This is a genomic window from Acinetobacter baumannii (genome assembly GCF_009759685.1).
In the GTDB taxonomy this organism is placed as follows: domain Bacteria; phylum Pseudomonadota; class Gammaproteobacteria; order Pseudomonadales; family Moraxellaceae; genus Acinetobacter; species Acinetobacter baumannii.
In genome coordinates this window covers 3,073,497-3,095,862 of the sequence record NZ_CP046654.1, presented here as the reverse complement: position 1 = coordinate 3,095,862, position 22,366 = coordinate 3,073,497, and the positions used below count along the sequence as shown (strand labels likewise).

Below are 22,366 nucleotides of genomic sequence, written 5' to 3'. Positions count from 1 at the left end.
ACAACTCCTTAAGGCTGCAAAAATGAAGAATTCACATTGCCTTTATAATCGGCTTTAAGTTGATCGACTTTGCCCTGACCTTTTAAGAATTTCGCTGTATCAAAAATATTTTGCGCAAATTCACCATCTAATGTTTGTTTTTGCTGAGCGTGGTCAAGGTAAATATTTCCACTTAATAAAAGCGGGATATCTTTTGCATCAGAACCTGTGAGCTGCGCAATTTTTTGCACGTTATCGGCATCTTTAACGTAAGCGGCTGGGTCTTGGTTATATTTTTCGAGTTGCTCAAGTGTGGTTTGGACAAAAGCTTTCAAAAAGTCAGGATTTTTCTCTGCAAAGTCTTTACGTACAACCCATAAGTCATAAGTTGGAGCACCCCATTCACCGACTTGTTTTGAGTCAGTTAAAACCGTACCAGATGCTTTGGCTTTACTTAAAACAGGTTCCCACACATAGGCAGCATCAATATCACCACGTTCCCAAGCAGCTGAAATTTCAGGTGGACGCAAGTTAATAATTTTTACTTTGTCTTCTGGAATGTTCCAATGTTTAAGTGCAGACAAAAGGCTGTAATGGGTTGTCGAAACAAACGGTACAGCAATGGTTTTGCCAATTAAATCTTGAGGAGTTTTAATGCCTGATTTATTACTCACCACGAGTGCTTCAGATGCACCAAGTTTTGAAGTAATTAAGAATACTTCAATCGGTAAATTACGGCTTGCCGCGGCAGCAAGTGGGCTTGAACCAATATTACCAAGTACCACATCACCTGAAGCAAGTGCATTGACAACATCTGAACCCGCATCAAATTTTTTCCATTGAATAGTACGTTGACTATGTTTTTCATAGTCTCCATTCGCCTGTGCAACTTTGCTTGGGTCAACCCCAGTTTGATAAGCAATCACAACAGGTTTGTTGTCACGAACTGAAGCACTTGTATTATTGTCTTTTTTATTTTGCCATACGATAAATGCAATAATTGCGACTATAACAATTGCCGTGATAATCAACGGTTTGGTCTTCGTGCTCATAATTTCATGATCTTTCAATAATATAAGCTCATGGTATGCAGCTGGCCTTATAATGAAAAATAAAAAAATATGAGTTGCTTATCTGGTTTTTATAAATAACTTTTCTTCATAAGTTTTTATCTTTTGGTAAAAAGCAAATTTCAAGTAAACTTACAGATTAGTGGTAAAATTAAATTACTTATATATCAATAATTAAAAACGATATTCCCAAATCATATGATCAGAAGTCCCTGACATCCCCCTTTTAATTATTTTATCCTACTCATATTTCATCATTTTTATTTTTGTCTCTATACCCAGAGTTTTGCATCTAATTAATTTTCGAGATTTTTTATAACGCTCAGATTTTTATTATCTTTTTATCTTAAAACTTCTGCAAATATTGAGATTTGGACAAATCTTTTTCTGGTTTATACATGACGCAAATTTACTTTTTATTTTTTAAGAGGAGAAAAATTCTTTTGTTTAAGCATTCTCAAATTTTGACAAAAACATTAATTACAACGTCTTTGCTTACATTCAGCCTCTCAAGTCATGCAGCGCTTACCTTTGGCAATGTTGAAGAAGGTGAACTTAAAGTAAGTGGTACTGTTCGGGCTAAATATATTTATGATTTTGACTCTGATCCCACTACCAGTAAATTTTCTTTTAATGACGCGGTCTTATGGCTAGATTACAACTCCCCGAAATGGATTGGCCGCCTAGATTATCGGGTTTATGAATATTACGGGCATTTAGGAGATGCCAATTGGCTTACCAATGCGTGGTTAGGTTATAAAATTAATGACAACAGTAAAATTATTGCTGGCTTAAACCCAGTTCCTTTTGGCTTGGGCCGCTTTTGGGGAAATACTTATTATTTAGGCATTGCCAATAGTGCTGGTTGGGAAGATGTACACAACCTTGGGGTAAAATATGATTTCAATGATGGAATCAATGAAGCACAACTCGCCTTTTATCCTACAGATGGTGGCACCTATAGAGGTAAAAGCAAAGACTCGAGTCGTTTTAGTATCAACCCTGTCAATGCAGATGACTCTGTACCGCAAGGCACTAATACCAAAGAAAAGAACTCAATTGTTGTTCGCGGAGCTCATACCTTTAAGAATATCTTAGGCCAAGAAAATTTCTCTACTCAACTTGGCGCCTCCGCATGGTATTCCACCATTGAAAATAAGCGTTCAGGGCAAGATGGCGATCGCCAAGTTTATTCGGTTTTTAGCAATACCAATTACAACCAATGGAATTTACAGCTTTTGGCTGGTTATCAAGACATTGATAATGCCGACACCCAATATAAAGATCATCTGACCTTGGGCGGTTTCGATTATTCATTTAACTCGGCAACAAAAGGTCAGATTTATTCAGCCGAACTGAGCTATTTATTTCCTCAGCAGTTTGGCCCAATTACCTCTGTTCGTCCGTACTTGAACTATAGTTCTTATCGAAAAGAGCAAGATGGCTTTAAAGACTCCACCCGTTTTATTCCCGGCATTGCCTTTAACTATCAAAAATTGACAGTACAAGCCGAGTTGCTGATGGGTAAACATGATCCATATTTAGGCGATAGCGAAGGCCTTGCGGCTGGTGGAAGCAATGATAAATGGAATAAAAAAGCATTTGTAATTTTTGCTTATTACTTCTAATTCTTAAAATAAAGGCCAACAGATGTTGGCCTTTGTTTTTATTTAGATATTTATTTTTACTCTAATCGATTACTGGTGAATTATTGAGAGGAAGTTCTACTTTATCTTCATCGATAACATCGACATCTTGGGCGGTAGGCTCAAACTTAATCAGCAGTCCAATTACAATTAAAGGAATAAATGCAAAGATAGAAATAATCAGGTAAACATCAGTTTTATATCCCGCCATCCAGATCGGTAAAACAAACAAAGCAATTGCTTGAGCAACGCCCGTTACTGCACGGTTAAAGCCAACACCTACGCCACGAATCGAAGCTGGATAAGCCATAGTTGGATAAACCATCATTTGTGCACCTGGCCCAAAACCTTCAGCAAAAAGCCACAAACCGAGCATGCCAATTGCGGTATAGAGTAAAAAGCTATTACCGGGTTCACCAATGAATGCCAAAGCAATCAGGGCAATAAACTGGAGTAAAAAGCCTGTAAGCAATACATGACGAGATTTAAATCTACTAGCAACAAATACGCCTAACAGCCCGCCTGTAAATGCAAACAATAAATTAAGCCCAAGTGTGGTGGTAATGGTCGTCAAGACATCTGTATGAAAGAATCGCGTTAAAATAGAAGGTAAAAAGAAGGCAATGGTCGTGTACTGAAATGCCACCGAAATGTGAATCACAATTGCCACAATAGTTCTTGGCAAATAGGTTTTATTAAATAAAACCGCAAACCCCTCGCGCTTTTTCTTTTCAGCAGTTCTTTCTACTTTTTCAACTGTAGCAACTGCATGAATTGCATAGGATTCTTGTAGAACTTTAGCTGCGCCTTTTAAATCGCCTTGGTTTGCAAGCCAGATTGGTGACTCAGTTAAATATTTACCGCGAATAAAAATAATGAGTAACGCTGGCACTGCTCCAAAAATTAAAGATGCTCTCCATAACCAGTTGCTATGCTCAGGGGGTAAAAGAAAATAAAGCGCCAGAACTAGGCCAAAACACACCGAAGAAGCGGCATACCACATTGGGCACCATGCGGCTAAACGCGCTGCCTTATTGCTACTACCGTTAAATTTGGAAAACTCAGATAAGTATGACATTGCCACAGGCAAATCAATACCAACACTAATTCCCATAATAAATCTGGCTAAAATCAAAACCCAAACATTTGGTGCAAAGCCTGCGACAATTGCCGCAATGACAAACAGCACCATGTCAGTCATGAAGACCCGATAACGGCCAATTTTATCTGTCAGCCAACCACCAATCAGGTTACCCACAATGGTTCCGCAGACAATTGCTGAAGCCACCACACCAGTCATCACAGGGCTTAAAGAAAATTCTGAGATAACTTGTTCAATACCGAAAGAGAGCGTTGTTAGATCATAGGCATCAATAAATACGCCAATCAGTGCCAACCAAATAACTTTATTCGATTTACCCTTCCCTGCAAATTTGGAAATTAATTGTGAAACATCATCGGGAGATTTAATTTCATAACGATGGTTATGATCGAGTTCTTGTGTGCTCACTTAATAATTCCTGTATTTTAATCACAGGAACAAAATAATAATTATTCACACCATACAAAAACAAATTAATCTGATGTTTTAATCTAAATTATAGAATTATCTTTTCATTATTAACTCAGCAATAAAATCGATATAAAAATAAAAAATAAAAGCTGGCATTAACCAGCTATTTATTTAAAGTCTTTGCAAAATATCAACTCGCCTCAGCAAGTTTTAACTCTTTTAGATTACGATATTTTGCACCTCGGTGATTTTCAGGCAAATATGGCCCAGCACCAAATAGTTTTTCTCTTAATGTTCCTTGTGCATATGAGGTTTGATATACCCCTCGTTTTTGCAACTCTGGAACAATAAATTCGACCACATCGGCAAAGGTTTGATGCGCCAAAATATAGGCAAGGTTAAAGCCATCGACATCGGTATCTTCAACCCATTGCTCTAGAGCATCCGAAACGGTTTCTGCCGAACCTACAAGAACAGGTCCATTACCACCTAAACTATTCCAATTTGCAATTTCTTCAATGGTCCAAACACGTTCTGGGTCTGCATTTACATAAGAATCTAATAAAGATTGAATGGCATTGGTTTGAATATATTCAACTTTATCGGTCGGTTGATATTGTGAAAAATCGACACCAGACCAGCCAGACAGCAATGTTAATGCCCCATCGTAGCTTCCATAGCTTTGATATTCTTTAAACTTAGCCTGTGCTTTTGCATCGGTTTCATCAGTGACAATCGACAAAAGTGCATAAATTTTAACTGAGTACGGGTCGCGGCCTTCTTGAACCAATTTTTGACGAATACCCTGTACCACTTTTTTAGTGGCAATTTTAGACGGCGCCGCAATAAATACACACTCAGCATTTTGACTGGCAAACTTCTGCCCGCGTGAAGATGCGCCTGCTTGGTAAAGTACTGGCGTTCGCTGTGGTGATGGTTCACAAATATGGATGCCCGGTACAGTGAAGTATTTACCCTCATGCTGAATTGGATGCACTTTTTTATGGTCAGCAAAAATACCGCTTTCACGATCGCGCAGTACCGAACCTTCTTCCCAAGACCCTTCCCAAAGTTTGTAAAGGACTTCTAAGTACTCATCAGCAATATCATAACGATTGTCATGGTTAACCTGAGTTTTTAGGCCCAAGTTTTTCGAACCGCTTTCCAAATAAGAAGTCACGATATTCCAACCAACTCGCCCTTTGGTTAAATGGTCTAGCGTGCTAATACGTCTAGCAAAAGGATAAGGATGTTCAAAGGAAATAGAAGTCGTGACACCAAAACCCAAGTGCTTTGTGACTGCGGCCATCGCTGGCACAATCTGCAAAGGATCATTGACTGGAACTTGCACCGCTCCTGTTAAGGCATGTTCAGCACTTTGATGATAAACGTCATAAATACCAAGCACATCTGCAATAAAAATACCGTCAAAAAAACCACGCTCAAGAATTTGGGCTAAATCCGTCCAATATTCTAAATCTTTATATTCAACAGATCGATCTTGAGGATGTCGCCATAATCCAGGAGATTGATGGGCTATACAATTCATTTCAAAAGCGTTAAAACTAATTCTCTTAGTCATAAAATATCAACCAGCATTTTATTTAATTTTATACTAAAGCAATTTTTATATTTTCTTTATAATATATACCCCAAACAAAATATGATTTTATTCTAATAGTTTTTTTATAATTTATTTTAAAAAATATAAATAACGTTAAGCCGCTAAAAATAGCAGCTTAACATCTAAAACTATAATTTATTGTTTAGAAACTTCACCAATACGCCATTGATAAGGTGGTAATGTGCCGTTTACACTAAAATCACCAATAATTCGATTTTTAAATACTCTCGGGTTATGTGAAGCTAAAGTTCGTACGTTACGCCAGTATCGATCTAGGCCTAAATCTTTGTCAGTTGCAGAAGCACCTAAAGCGTCAAATAAAATCGTAGAAGCATTTAAAATTAGATCGGTAATGACCGTTTGAGACTGTGCACTTTCAAGCTCGGCAAGTGCATTTTGCTCTTCTTCAAGCTGCTCATTATTTTTAAATGCAGCCAAGTAAGCACGTTGTAAGCTTTGTGCAACTTTTTCAACAATCGCTCCTGCACTATAAGCCGCGCCACGAATTTGTCCTACTACTTGTAAAATTTGCGGATCCTGTTTTACAAATTGGGCATTTGCATGCGTGTAGTTTCGGGTACGTTTCGCAACAGCTTGAGAAACATCATAGGTTGCAGCACGCCCTAGACCTGTAATGATTGCCAGTTGGACCAGTTGATAGTAAGCCGCCGAATATTTAAAACGGTCATCGTCAGGTAAAATTTCAGCTTCATCGACCAATACATCGTGGAAATATGCCGTACCACTTGCAGTAAGCTGCTGACCAAAACCATTCCAGTCATCGACAATTTCAACGCCTTCATCTTCACGGCGAACAACAACTGAGCCAGACTCTCCTTTTAAATCTGTTACCCCAACATCCACCCAGTCTGCATATAGGCTCCCTGTGGTGTAGTATTTTTTACCTTTAACGCGAATTTTTCCGTCACTGTCTCGATATAAGTGAGTTTCAAACTGATCGATTGACTCTTTCCCGCCTTCAGACCATGCACTACCCACTGTTTCGCCATTTGCAATTCGATTAATCCAACGCTGCTGGAATGCCTTATCTTTACTCACCAAGACATCTTCAGTAAAACCAAAATGCACACGCAAAGCTTGCGGTAAGTTTGAGTCGGCCTCTGCAAGTTCAATGAGCAATGCAAATAGTTCAGGAATAGTTGCATCAAAACCACCATGAGCTTTAGGAAGTCGTAACCGTGTAAAACCAATATCTTTGAGCCACTGAAGTTGCTCATACGGCAAAATATGCTGCTGCTCACGGATTAAAGCCCCTTCTTTAATACGGGCAAAAGTCGGTCTGAAGTTACTTGCCAATTCATCATACCGTTCAGAAGGTCCTTCACCCCATACCCGCGAAATGATTGAAGCCTGACTCAGTGCAGCGTGAGTTAATGAACCGAGATGATGCTCAAAATTTAAATTTGTCATGTAAGTAAAACCAATATTGCTTTGCTTTTACCATAAAATATTTATTTCACATGAAAACGATTATTTTTTTATAACAGTATTCAATCTTGATATAACACCAATCAAAAGCATGGCATTGCTAAGCAATTTGTTTTTTGTGAAGACTATGCTGACTTTGCAATAAGGTTTGCATATATTCTGAATAGACAGAAAGTTTTTCGAAAATATGCTCTGAGTAAAACATGTCATCAATTAAGTGTGTCATTTGATTGACAGTAAAGGTATCGCATAGGCCGACCAGTGCTGCATTCATTTGAGCAAACAGAGCGCATAATTGAACATACACTTCATCTTTATTTTTAAATAATAATTTACGCATATCCAACTGATCCAAGTCTTTTAGACCCTCATCTTTTACGACTTTTACCCAATGAATTTTTATTTTTAAGAACTGTTCAAGTTGCTTTAACGCTTCTAAATCAAGCTCTAAATGGGTAATTAAAAAAACTGTAGAGATATCACTTCGACATAATGCTTTAATTAAATTTAAATAAATAAATTCAGCTTCTCCCATCTCTATTAATTCTAAATCTAGATATATTTTTAGGCTTTCTAAAACTTCGTCTACCTTAAATACGACCTTCTTGTCAGCTTGATAGTATTTATTAAGGATAGTTAGCACAGGTGGAGTCGCCGGTGTTGTATAAATGGCTGCTTTGTTTAAGTTCGCAAAAATAAATGGCGAGAATAGATAAGCCAAACTGCTTTGCTGTGGCTCAATGTGAGACTGAATTAAATACACGGTTTGAGTTTTAGAAAAATCCCTGAGTACTTTCGCTCTAAGTAAGGTTGCTTCAAGGTTCACATAAATCTGTTCCAACTGATCTATTACCAAGGTGGAAATAGACTGATTTTTAATAATTTTATGAATAATGTTCAGTTGAGAAGTGATAAACATTTTTTAACATCCAAGCTATTTTAGAAGCGCTACACTTACACTTAGGTCTTTAAGAAACACGCAACAACCAGGCCCTACACAAAACAACAATGGAACAAAAAAGAAGAACACTATCATGTACTTATATAAAATCTAAAACAGCGTTCACATTATGTCTTGAAAGTTGATTTAGGTTGGCGGTAAATCCTGTTCATTTTTATTTTGAACTTTAGAGGACTGGATATATAGCTACAGATGATTGAAAAAAAACTATAGCACGCTATCAAAACACGGTTTAACTGTTATAGTTTTATAAAAAATTTCTGTATCTACATATACAAATACAGTGAGTGCATGATTAAGAAAACTTCTTAAGGTAGGTAGTTTTCATGAAACGATCTATTGCATATCGCCAGATATTTCATCAATGTTTCAATGCAACATGTATTTTTACAAATGCAACATCAAGCCTAAACTTTGTTAACAGATTGAGAACAATCAATCGTTCTATTCTCTTGAAATATCAAGCAATTATGTTGCTTTACCCTGTTGGCACTTTACTTGCTAAGAACATTTATCACAGAAGTAAGCTTAATTGCCAAAGTACTTTTTTGCCTGAAATTAAGTATTTAAATCATTTAATCATCATCAGCTAGTTCACAGGGGGAAAGTTTATGAGCCTCGGTCTAACCGCTTTAGAATTAGCACGAATACAATTTGCTTTTACAGTATCCTTCCATATTATTTTTCCGGCCACCTCTATTGGACTTGCCTGTTTTTTGGCAGTTTTAGAATGGAAATGGTTAAGAACGCAAAACCCTATCTATAAAGATCTATTTAAATACTGGATTAAGATCTTTGCCGTTGCGTTTGGTATGGGAGTTGTTTCCGGTGTCGTGATGAGTTACCAGTTTGGTACCAACTGGAGTGAGTTTTCACGAGTAGCAGGAAGTATTACTGGTCCTTTACTTACCTATGAAGTCTTGAGTGCCTTCTTCTTAGAAGCGGGTTTCTTAGGAATCATGCTGTTTGGTTGGGGCCGTGTTGGTCCTAGAGCCCATTTCTTTGCAACGCTTATGGTTGCCATCGGAACATGTATTTCCATGTTCTGGATTCTATCTTCCAATAGCTGGATGCAAACGCCGCAAGGTTTTGCCATCGAAAATGGCATTATTGTGCCAAAAGACTGGCTAGCTATTGTCTTCAACCCGTCCTTCCCTTACCGCTTTGCACATATGGGTGCTGCTGCCTTCTTGGTTTCATCTTTATTGGTAGTGGGAACATCTGCTTGGCACTTGGTAAAAGGCCGTCGTGATGACTTGGTAAAAAAATCGTTCTCGATGGGTTTATGGATGGTGCTTGTGACTTCTTGTTTACAAGTGGTGATCGGCGATAACCACGGTTTAAATACTCGTGAGCATCAGCCTGCCAAACTTGCTGCAATGGAAGGTCACTGGGAAACCAATCATAACGAGCCTATGCCGCTACTGTTATTTGCCATTCCGGATATGAAAGAAGAACGAAATCACTTTGAAGTGGGCGTTCCATATTTGGGTAGTTTAATTTTGACTCACAGTTTAGATGGGCAAGTGACTGGCTTAAAAGAATTCGCACCTGAAGACCGTCCAAACTCGACCATTATTTTCTGGAGTTTCCGTGTCATGGTGGGTCTTGGCGTCCTTATGGTCACCTTATCACTCATTGCTCTTTGGTTACGTAAAAGAGGAAAACTCTATGAAACATCATGGTTTCATAAATTTGCTGTAGTGATGGGACCTGCAGGTTATGTGGCAATGCTGGCTGGGTGGATTACTACCGAAGTAGGCCGTCAACCTTGGGTGGTCTATGGCATTATGCGGACCAAAGATGGTTTATCGCATACTGTTTCAGCAGATCAGGTGGGTCTAAGTCTCTTTATTTTTGTGGTGGTGTATACAATCGTTTTTGGTAGTGGAATTTACTACACCTTAAAACTCATTAATAAAGGCCCTGTATTTATCGACACGCCAAATATGGAAGCAGGCGGCGTAGGACACTTTAAAACACCGATGCGTCCACTTAGTGCAGTTGATGAAAATATTGACAGCAAACAAAACTCTGGGGAGAACCGTCATGATTGATCTTTCTTTAATATGGGTCGGTATTATCGGTTTAGGTGTTTTAATTTACGTGGTCATGGATGGCTTTGACTTAGGAATCGGGATTATGTTCCCATTCATTAAGAATAGCCAAGAACGTGACGTGATGATGAATACCGTCGCTCCTGTCTGGGATGGTAATGAAACCTGGATGGTACTTGGGGGTGCTGGCCTGTATGCCGCCTTCCCGCTCGTCTATTCAACGGTTTTATCTGCGCTCTACCTGCCTATAATTTTCATGGTAATTGCCTTAATTTTCCGTGGGGTTGCTTTTGAATTCCGTTTTAAAGCTCATCGGACCAAACACCTTTGGGACTTAGCTTTTATTTGGGGTTCGGTTTTAACGAGCTTCCTCCAAGGGATTATTTTAGGGGCCTATATTCAAGGTATTAAAACCGAAAACGGTATTTTTGCCGGTGGCCCTTTTGACTGGCTTACTGCATTCTCCATTTTCACAGGTATTGGTGTAGTTGCCATGTATGCCACTTTAGGCTGTGGTTGGCTCATTTTAAAAACTGAAAAAGGCTTGCAGCAACGTATGTATGAGCTGATGCCAAAGTTAATTATTGCGCTGCTCATTATCTTTGGTGCCGTCAGTTTATATACGCCGTTAACACACCCCGAAATTGCAGATCGCTGGTTCTCTTTACCAAATCTGTTTTATTTTAGTCCAGTGCCTATTTTGGTCTTACTATTTGTTGGCCTGATTTTATCGGCATGTAAAAAACAGCAAGACCACAAACCATTTATATATACCTTGGCATTGGTCTTCCTTGCCTTTACTGGTTTTGTGATTAGTTTGTGGCCAAATATCATTCCACCATCAGTTACGATTTGGCAAGCGGCAGCGCCTCATTCCAGCCAAATGTTTGCTTTAGTGGGTGCGCTTATTTTGATTCCAATCATTATTACTTACACCATTGTGTCTTACTGGGTATTCCGTGACAAAGTTCGTGTAGGTGATGAAGGTTATCATTAAGGTACGGGGGTGTTATGAAAAAGTCGTCAGTTAAACTCAGTCAAACCCAATGGTTTATTCTGTTATGGCTTGGTGGTTTTTTAGCATTAGCTGTGATTGCGGGTTTGTTTAAAGTGATATTGATTTATGCTGCCCCTTACTTAAAGTAAACCCATCCTTATAAACAAATGCCGTTTGTAGATTCTGCAAGCGGCATTTATTATTGGTTCAGTGCATCTTTTATTTTGTTATTTCGTGCAGCCCATACATGTATAAATCAGAACAACTCGCCCATAGCATTCGCCAACTTATTGAAAGCGGCACTTTAAATGCACATGAGAAATTACCTTCATTAAGAGATCAGGTCCAACGTTCTGGTTTTAGTTTAATGACTGTGATGAATGCTTATCAGGAGCTTGAATCACAAGGTCTGATCTATTCAAAGGAAAAGTCTGGCTATTTTGTTGCCGAGCAAATTGCACTAAAACCACTGGAACAATATTCGGTCGTTTCACTTAATTCTAAAATTGAAATTAATTCTTTAGTTTTTAAATATCTTAAATCGATTCAACATGAGTCTGTTGTGCCTTTTGGTTCAGCTTTTCCTGATAGTCAACTTTTAGCTGCTCCCAAACTTATTCAAATTATGGGGCAACTTGCACGGCAAAGACAAAGCTATGACCAGACAGCAAGCCTACCTCCCGGTAATTTAGCGTTAAGAAAACTGATTGCTCAGCGCTATTGTATGCAAGGTATACAGACCGATCCAGATGACATTGTCATTACATCCGGAGGATTAGATGCACTCAATCTTTCTTTACAAGCAGTAGCCAAACCGGGTGACTATATTCTATTGCAACAAACCGTGTTTTACGGTGCTTGGCAGGCTGCTGAACGTTTAGGGCTTAAGGTCATTACCATTCCCGAACATCCACAACATGGTTTTGACCTAGAGGCTTTTGAACAGGTTATTCATACATATCCAATTAAAGTATGTTGGCTCATGTTAAATAGCCACAACCCGATCGGGTTTACGGTCAGTGATGAGATTAAATATAAAATTGCCAAACTGCTTCATGAACACCAAATTTACTTAATTGAAGATGATGTCTATGAAGAGCTTTATTATGGCGGGCAAAAACCACTTTCGATGAAGTACTTTGACCAACAAAATCTGGTACTGCACTGCTCTTCATTTTCTAAAACTTTAGGGGCAGGTTTTCGGGTAGGTTGGGTCTATGCGGGTAAATTTTCGGACCATATCCAACACTTGCAGCTCATGAGTACTATTTCAGTGAATGCACTTATCCAAAATGCCTTGGTTGAGTTCTTGTCTCATCATCATTATGAAAAGCATTTGCGCACACTTAGACTTTCACTTGAACGTTATAAAAAGCACTTTTACCACTATTTGAAGCAACATCTGCCCGCGACCTGCGAAATTTATTATTACCCAAGCGGTTATTTTCTATGGGTTAAATTGCCTCATAAACTCGATAGCATGCAAATTTATGAAGAACTCATCCAACAAGATATTGGTGTTGCGCCAAGCCCACTCTTTAGTGTTTTACCCGCACAGCAACATTATTTAAGAATCAATTGTTCTTTTGAGTGGAACGAAAAAATTCAAGCTGCTTTAGATCAAGTCATCAAAACTATTCAACAAAGGGTCAAAGCAAGCCTGTAAAGTGATGCTTCGACCTAAGCACAATTTTAAAGTATTTAATTTATGATAGTTTCATCTTAAAGCGCGATTTTAAGGGTAAGAATATCTGGATGTTAATATGGAAATAGATGAAGAACTGACTCTTAAAAAAATACAGATTTTTTTGGCCTTTATGCGCTGTGGCAACTTATCTAAAACCGCGGCAGAAATGCAACTGAGTAATGTCAGTGTTCATAAAGCACTACACTCTTTAGAAAGCGCTTTACGTTGCCCTCTTTTTAAAAATGAAGGCCGTAACCTCATTCCTTTAAAAAGTGCTTATGTATTTGAAGAACGGGCGCAAAAAATCGTACAAGACATTTTTATTACCGTAAATAAAACCAGAGAAGCCGCTGGTTTTGCAGCCAAGGTTTTACATTTAGGGTCTCTTTATTCTTTGACGGTAAACACAATTCCAAATGTGATTAGTGGTCTTAAACTCAGACGTAGTGAGCTTGATATTCAATTATTACTCAGTTCAAATCAGGATTTGGTGAAAAAGCTCAAAGCAACTGAGCTGGATGCAATCATTGTAGCTTTAAATGAAACCACTCAAGATGATGACTTTGAAATTTTGCCGATGTTTTCAGACGATATCTTTCTGGCAGTCAATAAAGATTCAAAATATGCTGAGTTTAAAGATATTGATTTAAGCCTTTTAAAAGAAGAAACTTTTTTAACTTTAACCAAGGGTTTTGCAACTCATAACGACAGCGACATCATTTTTAAAAAAGCCGGTTTTTCACCTAAAGTTGCTTTGCAGGTCAATGATATTTTTACCTTAATTAGTATGGTTAGCTCAGGTGTAGGTTTCGCACTATTACCTGGTCGTATTTCTGCGGTTTATGAAAGTTCGGTAAAACTTATTCCCTTAAAACAGCAATACCACATGCAACAAGAAATTGGTCTGGTCTTTTTAAAAAGTAAAGAACGCGACCCAAACTTACTTGCTCTGATTGCTGAATGTCGTATGTTTGCATCTAACTTTAAAAGATAGAAGCTGCTGCGAATAACAACAGCTCTTTTGCCTGATTATAAAATACGTATTAACCCACCAAAGCTTTAACCGCAAAGAACAGAATAGTTGGACCCATTAAACAGCCAAGGCCCGTGTGAAAAGTTGCTGTAAGTGCACCGTAAGGCACTAAACGGCGGTCTGTAGCAGCTAAACCAGCTGACACACCACTTACCGTTCCTGCCAAACCACCAAAAATCATCGCAGAACGTGGATTGTCTAATCCCATAAATTTCGCAGTGAGTGGTGTTGAGACCATTACACAGATTGCTTTCACCAAGCCCGTTGCAATTGATAACGCCATGACCTCAGAACTCGCACCAATGGCCGCACCCGTAACAGGCCCAACAATGTAAGTCACTGCACCTGCGCCAATTGTGGTAATACTTACCGCATCGCGATAGCCAAAAATCCACGCAAACATACAACCGACAATAAATGGCAAAATGGTCCCGAGAAATAAAGAGAAGGCACCAATAAATCCAGCTTTTTTGGCCTCAGTCGCTTGTACTTCAAATGCTGTAGCTACAATAGTAAAGTCACGAAGCATTGCACCGCCCATGAGTCCTACACCTGTAAAAAGTGCAAGGTCGGTCAAGCCTTTTTCACCACCTGTCATTTTTCCGCCAAACCATGCCAAAATCAAACCAATTACAATCGCAATTGCTGAAGCATGCACACGTCCATTAGTTAAATATTTAGAGAGCTTGGTCGACAGCCACATAATTAAGGCAATTAAAGCAAAAGCTGTAATTAAACCTAAATGTGTTAAGTCTTTTAATAATAATTCAACCATGAACTTTACCTCCGATTCGGTTTAAGGCTGTGTCCTCTTCTTTAGGTAAAGGGCTGGCTTTGTTATATCGGCTTAGACCAGCAATAGTGAGCGTACAAACTGCAACTGAGACTACAGCCGCAAAGAGTGCCATATGGCCACTAGATAATGCTGCCACTACATTTTGTTGGGCTGCCATAGCAACAACAACCGGGATATACATGGTGCCCCAGAATGAAACTCCTTTTTCAGTTTCAACTGTCATCATTCCACGTTTTTCCATCCATAACCGTATACAAATGAGTAAAATCATGGCGATACCCACGCCACCAACATTGGACTTTACACCCAATAAAACGCCTAATAGATCACCAGCAATTACACCAACCAAGGTGCAAAGTGCGAGTAAACCAACTCCATATATAATCATGACAATCCCTCATATCCTTGGATCATTTATGCTTTTGTAAAATCTGACTCAAAAAGAAAAACTATTTGCCTGTTCTTTTTGCATTGCCATCTGAATGCTGTCTAAACGTGTTCCCTGAAATGACAATACAGTTCCTTCTTTAAATGTTCGACGTGCAAGTGTAGTAAGCACCGTTCCCGGCAAAGCTTCGATCTGTAACCTCACACCTCGCTCCCATGCAGCTTGGATGGTATTTTCCCAATCTACAGTTCGACTCATATTAAAAGCCAAGTCATCACCAATCTGTTCTGGCCTGCTAAGCGTACGAGCCGTTGTACCACTTAAATAACGTATTTTAGGCTGCTTTAAAGTCACTCCCTCCATAGACGCTGCAAGTTGCTTTGCTTGCTGACTTAATAATTCACAGTGCGATGGCACCGATATATCTAATTTTTTTGCCACCACGCCTTGTTGCTTTGCCAAAACAGCAACTTGAGTCATGGCTTCAAAGCTTCCTGAAATAACAATCTGGTTATGTGCATTAATATTTGCGACAAACACCTCTGGCGTTATTTCATAAATTTGTTTGACCCATGTTTCAACAGCTGCACGGTCTGTACCAATCAGGGCCGTCATACCATAGCCAGTTGGATAGGCGTTTTGCATGAGTTCACCTCGATAGGCAACCAAACGAACAGCATCTTCATAGGCTAAAACTTCTGCTACAACCGCAGCCGACCATGCGCCAATTGATAGACCCGCTACATAATCAGGTGTTAAGTTTTCCGCTGTTAATAAAGCTGAACTCACCACACCTGAAATCAGTAAACAAAGCTGTACTGCACGTGTCGACTGCAATGCAGCCGGACTATCTAGCATCAAAACATCTGCTTTGAGTGCATCCGATGCACGCTCAAGGTATTCTTTAACCAGAGCGTTTTGAGGTAAGTCGTGCAGCATATTGCTTCGTTGCACACCTTGTCCCGGATATACCCAAATTGAAGCCATGATATCTATTCCCTAATTCCATGGGTTTTCTAATAAAACAGCACCATCAGGACGTTTTAATAGAACTTTTCTGCTATTCCTTGCCCATTCTTTTAATGCCAAACCGCCTTGTTGAAGTTGAAGCTGTATATCCACATTCAGCCCTGCTTGCTGAAAATTTTCGAGTAGCTCAACCGCCTGCTTTTTGGCAAAAGGCTGTTCAGCTCGAATCAACAAATCTATGTCACTTTGCTCGGTTACTGTTTCAATTCCCGTTGCTAGTTCAAAGCCGAAACTTCCTGTATATCCCCAACATTCTGAAAAGTTTTTCATAATGCTGGAAATGCTCTGTAAACGTTCTGCCAAGTGCTCAAACTGTTGCGTATCTACGCGAGTCAGCGCTTCTGGCTTAAGCTGTCTGCTAATTAAAGATCTTGGCATTTGAGCTGCATATCGTTGATAGCGAAGTTGTCCTCTTACACCCACAGCCACCTGATCTACAGGAGTAATTGCCCGTCGAACCACAACAGGATCACCACGTTGCAATACCTCTCTCACCCAATGCGGAGCATCATCAGCCAAGCAATCGACCGTCATACCCCACAACAAATCATGGGCTTCGAGCTTAAGTTTCATAACCATTGCTCACGCAATAATTCACGGACCTTTTTAGACATTTGACGGTTTTGGCCATGCAGTCTTTGTTCCAGTCCTCTCGATTGCTCAGCATTAATTTCTTTAAACGTTTGAGCAATTGCCTGTTTCGCTAACAAAAGATCATCGTTTGTCGGTTGTTCAGGGTTTTCAACAGATAACAGTTCAGATAACAAACCAAGCGTGGCATAACTTTCAATGTCATAAGCCATTGGTGGAATGCTTGAGGCCAATTGCTCTAACTCATCAACCGACCGTAAGGTAACGCGTGCAGCAGATTCCTTACCCATTGCATGCACCATAACACCTGAATCTTTTAAGGCAATAATACGATTGGCTTGGTATCCATGCGCCAAGAAAGCACCAGACATCGACTTACCAACCAATAAACTCACAATTGGATGACCTGCCAATCTGGCTCTAGCATAGCTATCTACTGCACCCGCTAAAGCTTGATGAATGCCTAATAATTCTTCACGACGCCCATAGGCCTGACTTGGAACATCAACCAGACATAAAATAGCGCGTTTAGTTTCAGCCTGTGCATCGGCTTGGATCACATCATCGACTACTTTTGCCAAACTCCAGCCTTCTAATAATCCAACTTCTCCTTGTTTTGCCCGTGGGAACAGATTATTGGTATCTTGCACAACGGTAATCACGCGCACCACTTGCTGATCAATCTGACCATCAGCCACCCAAATCGAAGCTGGAAAACCTTCAACTGTCTTAAAACCCTGCGTAAGTGCTTTAAACCAATGTGCACCACGAGTAGATGCTTTTAATGTATCAACGGCGATATTCATGCTTGCTCTCCTTGATACAAAGCTTGAACTTGTGCTGGGGTAATCTGCTCAGCAGTATCAACTTGTTGTAGCTTTTCTAAATAGAATGAGTAATTTGAACTACGATGCTGATGAGGTACGCCTTGAGTTAAATAAGCGATGACTTGCTGACGAATTTTCTGGCGATCATCGTCTACATAAGCATCTGCCAAACCACTAGTGAAGCGCTGATTACCACCCGTAATACTCCATATAAATGGACGATCTTTAGCGTTATATTCTTGTACACCAGCTTCTTGTTCTATCACTTGTGGGCCATTTAGACCTAAACGTCCTTCTTGTGTCATTACAATATAGCTACATAGTCCAGCTGCAATTGACATACCGCCGAAGCACCCTACACTGCCTGCGACCACAGCAATTACGGGTTGATACTGCCGTAAGTTCACAATTGCAGCCTGAATTTCAGCAATTGCAGCCAAACCCAGATTTGCTTCTTGTAAGCGAACGCCACCTGTTTCCAACAATAAAATTGCAGCTGTTGGAATGCCTTTTAGATTGTCTTCAACCGCAAGTTCTAAGGCACCCGCAATTTTGGCACCGCCCACCTCACCTAAACTGCCACCTTGAAATAAGCCTTCAATAGAAATTAAAACCACTGGGCGTTCTTGAATAGATCCTTTTGCAATCACCACGCCATCATCGGCTTGCGGCACAATATTCTGTTTAACGAGCCAAGGCGACATAACACGGGCAAATGGGTCGAGTAACTCTCGAAAAGTCCCTTCATCTAATAATGCTTTAGCACGCTCTCTTGCACTCAGCTCAATAAAATCTTGTTTATTTAACAAGCTCTCGATATCAGTCATGAGCAATCTCCTCCAATGCTTGTTCCAGACGTAAGCGAACGACACCGGGAGTTGCACCAAAGTCATGAATATCAATATTGACCGCTGGCGGTATTTGAGCAGTAAAAATCCGTTCAAAAAGATTGTGCCAACGTGCTGCACTGCCATCTACAGAGGTAACGACATGAATAGAGGCTTTTCCCTTTTCACCAGGTTCCATCAAAATTTCTAAATCGCCCGAGCCAACACATCCTACCAACGCTTTTTTTACAGGTGGCTCTGTCGCCACAAATTCAAAATGAAGTGTTTCCATAATCAAAATCCTTCTTTATTTTTTGACAGATGTCTGCTCAACACGATCTATAAATAGTGTTGCTGCTAATAAGTCTGCGGCACCACCAGCAGACGCCTTCATCCGAAGCAGGTCAATCTCTAAAAGATGCAAAGCACGTCGACCTTCTAAGCTTGAACTACCGCCCAAATCCAGTATTTGCTGAGCACCTTGTTGCATACGCTTTAAACCAGATGTGCCAGAGCGATAAAGCACACAGGTATCGGTCAGGTCAGTCATCATGGCAAGTAAGGCATCTAAGCGTGCGAACTCTTCTTTCATGGGTTTACTACGACTTTGATAAAGTTGCTTTAACCCAAAATTTACGATGGTTGGAAAACCTTGTTGTGCCTGTTCTTTGGCACCAAAGATCCCTAATTTCTTTTGGACTTGCTGACCATGACTCAATGCCTGCTCTGGAATAAAACGATCTTCAAGCTGAGCAATCTGACCTGCTAACTGGCATAGCTCAACAGCTGATAAATATTGTTGATTATTGCGTGCTAATGCTGCTGCCGTTACCATTAACCCTAATGCCCAAATTGCACCGCGATGTGTGTTTACACCATCTGTCGCCAACATCATAGTCTTTTCACCTTGGCGACCAATTTCTCCAATGTCTTCGCGTAAGGCCAGACAAACTTTTCCATGATGCTTTGCAGCTTGTGCCATCGCATCAAACATAGGCCCTAAACTTTTCGCAGAGCGCTCCATTAACTCCAAAGTCAGGTCATTGTGTGCACCACTGCCACGGCGATCGACCAAAGCTGGTTTCGGTGTCAGATTAACTTCATCAATTAACGCTTCGACTGCCATATCTGCCAAAAGCTGACTATCGCTGAGCGTTTGATATTGAACTTGTGCCATCATTACCAACTCCTGAATTTTGCAGGTGGTTGATATAAACCATCTGACCATGTCACCAAGTCGGCAATATTTTTCGCCGCTAAAAGTTCACGTGTGGCATCGGTACGGCGAATACCTAAATCTTCAGGGAATACCACCAGACCTTCACTTCTTAAACGTGCTGTTGTTTTTGGGTCTTGAGTTAAACCAATACTGGTCACACCTGCCACCGCAGCAATCATGGCTTGGCGCTCTTCTTGGCTGCTTGCTTTATATAGATAAGCAATGCCTTCTTCAGTCAGTAAATGGGTCACATCATCGCCATAAATCATGATCGGGGCTAAAGGCAAACCTGCGGTTTTAGCCACATCAATCGCATCGAGACGTTCTACAAAAGTTGGCTTGCCGCCCTCTTGGAAGGTTTCCACCATTTGTACAACTAACTTTTTACCACGTGCCAAATAAGTTTCGGTTTCATTGGCACCTTGCAAACGCATATCTAACCATGCTGGCGTATCATGACGACGTCCACGCGGATCATGCCCCATGTTTGGCGCTCCACCAAAACCAGCTAAACGCCCTTTGGTGACAGTTGAAGAATGCCCCATTCCATCAACTTGCAAAGTTGCGCCAATAAACAAGTCAACGGCGTACTGACCTGCGAGCTGACACATCATGCGGTTGGAACGTAAAGCGCCATCACGACCTGTAAAGAAAACGTCGGGACGAGCTGCAACATATTTTTCCATACCGAGTTCGGTACCAAAGCAATGCACGCTTTCAACCCAACCTGTTTCAATCGCTGGAATTAAGGTTGGATGCGGATTTAGTGTCCAGTTTCGGCAAATTTTTCCTTTTAAACCTAAAGACTCACCATAGGTCGGTAAAATCAGTTCAATTGCCGCAGTGTTAAAACCAATACCATGGTTTAACGATTGCACATTATGCTTTTCATAAATTCCGCGAATTGCCATCATGGCCATAAGCACATGCACTGGCTTGATATGTTTCGGGTCACGAGTAAATAACGGTTCGATATAAAATGGCTGATCTGCGACCACCACATAATCCACCCAAGAAGCAGGAATATCGACACGTGGTAAATCTGAAACGTCATCGACCAGCTCATTGACCTGAACAATCACAATACCGTCACTAAAAGCCGCAGGTTCAATAAGCGCCGGAGAGTCTTCAGTACTTGGGCCTGTATAGATATTGCCTTGACGGTCTGCCATAAAACCCGCTGAGAGCACCACATTTGGAATGAGGTCGACTACCAAACGTGAATATAGTTCGATATAGGTATGAATCGCACCAATCTCTAGTAAACCATCTTCAATTAACTGACTAATACGCAAACTTTGTGGGCCAGCAAAAGAAAAATCGAGCTTACGCGCAATGCCTTTTTCAAACAGATCAAGATGTTCCGAACGTCCCACGCTTGGCATGATCATATGTAAATCATACAAAACATCTGGATTGGTTTGTGCCAAAGAACGCGAAAGGAAATCTGCCTGCTTTTGGTTATTTCCTTCGAGTACAACCTTGTCACCCGGTGTAATTAAAGTTTCTAAAACTTTAATAATGTCTTGAGGTGGAATCACCACACCATCGGTATATTGGTTTGCCATCTCTAGTTTTAATTGTTTGGCATGACGCCGCTTTGTCCATAATCGTTCTTTATTCTGAACTGATCCTTCCATGTACTTACCTATAGATCGCAGTTTTGTTCTGAATCTATAAAAACGCTTTATGGAATTTCGATCAATCAACTTACTTCGTTAGTTATTAACTTCAGGTTAATGATTAATTTTATATTCGATGAATTTCTTCAAAAAACCAATCTAGACAGATTTTGACTTTGGGTAAATTTGCGTATTGTGGTCGGTACACCAAATAATAAGAAAAGGGCGATGAGAAGTGAATTTGAGGAAATAATCGTATCAAACGCCCGGTTTGTATATCTTTTTGCACCATAACACTACGCGCTAATGCAACACCATGTCCTTCCATTGCAGCCTGTAAAACTGCAGATGAACTGTTGATTTGCATACCACGGCTAATATTGATGTCATTCAAACCTACACTTTTTAGCCAAGATTGCCACCCCGGAAATTGTTGATGTTTTTCCATAGAAAGATCATGAATTAAAGTGATATTTTTCAGATCATTTGGGGTTAAGAGAAATGAATGTTCATTTAAAAATGCGGGCGAACATACGGGATAAACCTCTTCATCCATAAGTTTAACGGCTTCTAAACCTTGCCATTGTCCTTGACCATATCTGACACCCACATCGACTTTTTGTTCTAAAAAATCTACGGTTTTCAAGTTAATGTCTAAACGAATATCAATATCTGGATATTGTTTTTGAAAATGATCAATTCTTGGTAATAGCCATTTTTCGGCAAATGCTGGACTGACCGCAATATTAAGCATACCTGATAGAGAATCTTGTTTTAATTTCTCCAAAGCCAAAGTGAGCTTATCAAAACCCGCCCGAATATCCGGTAAAACCGATTCAGCCAGTTCAGTAGCGACCAGTCGATTTTTACCGTTAGTTTGCCGATGAAACAACGGAAAGCCTAACCAATCTTCAAGTGTACGTACCAATTGCCCCACCGCAGCAGGTGTCACATTCAACTCTTTTGCTGCAGCAGAAAAACTTTTGTGTCGTGCACTGGCTTCAAAAGCACGAAGTGCATTGAGATAAACTGGTGAATTCATAGCGCTAAA

20 protein-coding genes and 1 pseudogene are annotated in these 22,366 nt (G+C 40.1%); 6 read left to right on the top strand and 15 right to left on the bottom strand.

The features are described 5' to 3' along the window. Positions 1-8: 8 nt before the first annotated feature. Entirely contained in the window at positions 9-1,049 is a 1,041-nt protein-coding gene (tauA, locus tag GO593_RS14815; protein WP_001983969.1) for a taurine ABC transporter substrate-binding protein, read from the bottom strand. Positions 1,050-1,492: 443 nt separating this feature from the next. On the opposite strand from tauA, the gene GO593_RS14810 reads away from it, so the two are divergent. After that, positions 1,493-2,677: a hypothetical protein gene (locus GO593_RS14810; RefSeq protein WP_000472503.1), complete on the top strand. Its 1,185-nt coding sequence runs from the start codon at positions 1,493-1,495 to the stop codon at positions 2,675-2,677. A 61-nt stretch (positions 2,678-2,738) separates the two neighbouring features. On the opposite strand, the gene GO593_RS14805 is transcribed toward GO593_RS14810, so the two are convergent. From GO593_RS14805 to GO593_RS14790, 4 genes are all read right to left on the bottom strand, one after another. After that, positions 2,739-4,205 (bottom strand): MFS transporter, encoded by a 1,467-nt coding sequence (locus tag GO593_RS14805; protein ID WP_000107062.1) that lies wholly within the window; start codon positions 4,203-4,205, stop codon positions 2,739-2,741. Between the two features lie 193 nt (positions 4,206-4,398). Continuing rightward, positions 4,399-5,790 carry an LLM class flavin-dependent oxidoreductase gene (locus GO593_RS14800; protein ID WP_002134432.1) on the bottom strand — a complete coding sequence of 464 codons (1,392 nt, stop codon included), beginning with the start codon at positions 5,788-5,790 and terminating at the stop codon, positions 4,399-4,401. Positions 5,791-5,967: 177 nt separating this feature from the next. Continuing rightward, positions 5,968-7,263 (bottom strand): acyl-CoA dehydrogenase family protein, encoded by a 1,296-nt coding sequence (locus GO593_RS14795; RefSeq protein WP_000183258.1) that lies wholly within the window; start codon positions 7,261-7,263, stop codon positions 5,968-5,970. A 118-nt stretch (positions 7,264-7,381) separates the two neighbouring features. Continuing rightward, positions 7,382-8,200 (bottom strand): hypothetical protein, encoded by an 819-nt coding sequence (locus GO593_RS14790; protein WP_000471018.1) that lies wholly within the window; start codon positions 8,198-8,200, stop codon positions 7,382-7,384. Between the two features lie 653 nt (positions 8,201-8,853). Here GO593_RS14790 and GO593_RS14785 point away from each other — a divergent pair. The 5 genes from GO593_RS14785 to GO593_RS14765 all read left to right on the top strand — a co-directional run bounded on the left by GO593_RS14785 (position 8,854) and on the right by GO593_RS14765 (position 13,977). Continuing rightward, entirely contained in the window at positions 8,854-10,299 is a 1,446-nt protein-coding gene (locus GO593_RS14785) for a cytochrome ubiquinol oxidase subunit I (protein WP_000051999.1), read from the top strand. Next, the gene (gene cydB / locus GO593_RS14780; RefSeq protein ID WP_000566431.1) at positions 10,292-11,296 is read left to right on the top strand and encodes a cytochrome d ubiquinol oxidase subunit II; all 1,005 of its coding nucleotides are present in this window, start codon (positions 10,292-10,294) and stop codon (positions 11,294-11,296) included. The genes GO593_RS14785 and cydB overlap by 8 nt, the downstream gene beginning before the upstream one ends. 14 nt (positions 11,297-11,310) lie before the next feature. Further along, complete coding sequence (locus GO593_RS14775) at positions 11,311-11,445, top strand: hypothetical protein (protein WP_000749814.1); 135 nt, start codon at positions 11,311-11,313, stop codon at positions 11,443-11,445. Between the two features lie 98 nt (positions 11,446-11,543). After that, a complete protein-coding gene (locus GO593_RS14770) occupies positions 11,544-12,962 on the top strand; it encodes an aminotransferase-like domain-containing protein (protein ID WP_000278276.1) in 1,419 nt (472 codons plus the stop codon). 97 nt (positions 12,963-13,059) lie between these two features. Next, positions 13,060-13,977: a LysR family transcriptional regulator gene (locus tag GO593_RS14765; RefSeq protein ID WP_000401807.1), complete on the top strand. Its 918-nt coding sequence runs from the start codon at positions 13,060-13,062 to the stop codon at positions 13,975-13,977. A 49-nt stretch (positions 13,978-14,026) separates the two neighbouring features. Here GO593_RS14765 and madM read toward each other — a convergent pair whose 3' ends face one another. From madM to gcvA, 10 genes and pseudogenes are all read right to left on the bottom strand, one after another. Beyond that, the gene (gene madM / locus GO593_RS14760) at positions 14,027-14,791 is read right to left on the bottom strand and encodes a malonate transporter subunit MadM (protein WP_000229914.1); all 765 of its coding nucleotides are present in this window, start codon (positions 14,789-14,791) and stop codon (positions 14,027-14,029) included. Continuing rightward, a complete protein-coding gene (gene madL, locus GO593_RS14755) occupies positions 14,784-15,200 on the bottom strand; it encodes a malonate transporter subunit MadL (protein ID WP_000587905.1) in 417 nt (138 codons plus the stop codon). Before madL ends, madM begins: the two co-directional genes overlap by 8 nt. Before the next feature lie 48 nt (positions 15,201-15,248). Next, positions 15,249-16,187: a malonate decarboxylase subunit epsilon gene (gene mdcH / locus GO593_RS14750; protein ID WP_000146915.1), complete on the bottom strand. Its 939-nt coding sequence runs from the start codon at positions 16,185-16,187 to the stop codon at positions 15,249-15,251. 12 nt (positions 16,188-16,199) lie between these two features. Continuing rightward, positions 16,200-16,808 carry a malonate decarboxylase holo-ACP synthase gene (locus GO593_RS14745; RefSeq protein WP_000245151.1) on the bottom strand — a complete coding sequence of 203 codons (609 nt, stop codon included), beginning with the start codon at positions 16,806-16,808 and terminating at the stop codon, positions 16,200-16,202. Beyond that, positions 16,799-17,626, bottom strand: a complete 828-nt coding sequence (mdcE, locus tag GO593_RS14740) for a biotin-independent malonate decarboxylase subunit gamma (RefSeq protein WP_001017583.1) — start codon at positions 17,624-17,626, stop codon at positions 16,799-16,801. The genes GO593_RS14745 and mdcE overlap by 10 nt, the downstream gene beginning before the upstream one ends. After that, complete coding sequence (locus GO593_RS14735) at positions 17,623-18,474, bottom strand: biotin-independent malonate decarboxylase subunit beta (protein WP_000129619.1); 852 nt, start codon at positions 18,472-18,474, stop codon at positions 17,623-17,625. Before GO593_RS14735 ends, mdcE begins: the two co-directional genes overlap by 4 nt. Then, positions 18,467-18,766: a malonate decarboxylase subunit delta gene (locus GO593_RS14730; RefSeq protein ID WP_000448951.1), complete on the bottom strand. Its 300-nt coding sequence runs from the start codon at positions 18,764-18,766 to the stop codon at positions 18,467-18,469. The genes GO593_RS14735 and GO593_RS14730 overlap by 8 nt, the downstream gene beginning before the upstream one ends. A 2-nt stretch (positions 18,767-18,768) precedes the next feature. Continuing rightward, positions 18,769-19,654 (bottom strand): annotated as a pseudogene (locus tag GO593_RS14725) (triphosphoribosyl-dephospho-CoA synthase). After that, positions 19,654-21,333 carry a malonate decarboxylase subunit alpha gene (gene mdcA, locus GO593_RS14720; protein ID WP_000399236.1) on the bottom strand — a complete coding sequence of 560 codons (1,680 nt, stop codon included), beginning with the start codon at positions 21,331-21,333 and terminating at the stop codon, positions 19,654-19,656. The pseudogene GO593_RS14725 and the gene mdcA overlap by 1 nt, the downstream one beginning before the upstream one ends. Before the next feature lie 109 nt (positions 21,334-21,442). After that, positions 21,443-22,357 carry a transcriptional regulator GcvA gene (gcvA, locus tag GO593_RS14715; RefSeq protein ID WP_001087992.1) on the bottom strand — a complete coding sequence of 305 codons (915 nt, stop codon included), beginning with the start codon at positions 22,355-22,357 and terminating at the stop codon, positions 21,443-21,445. Between the last annotated feature and the right edge of the window lie 9 nt (positions 22,358-22,366).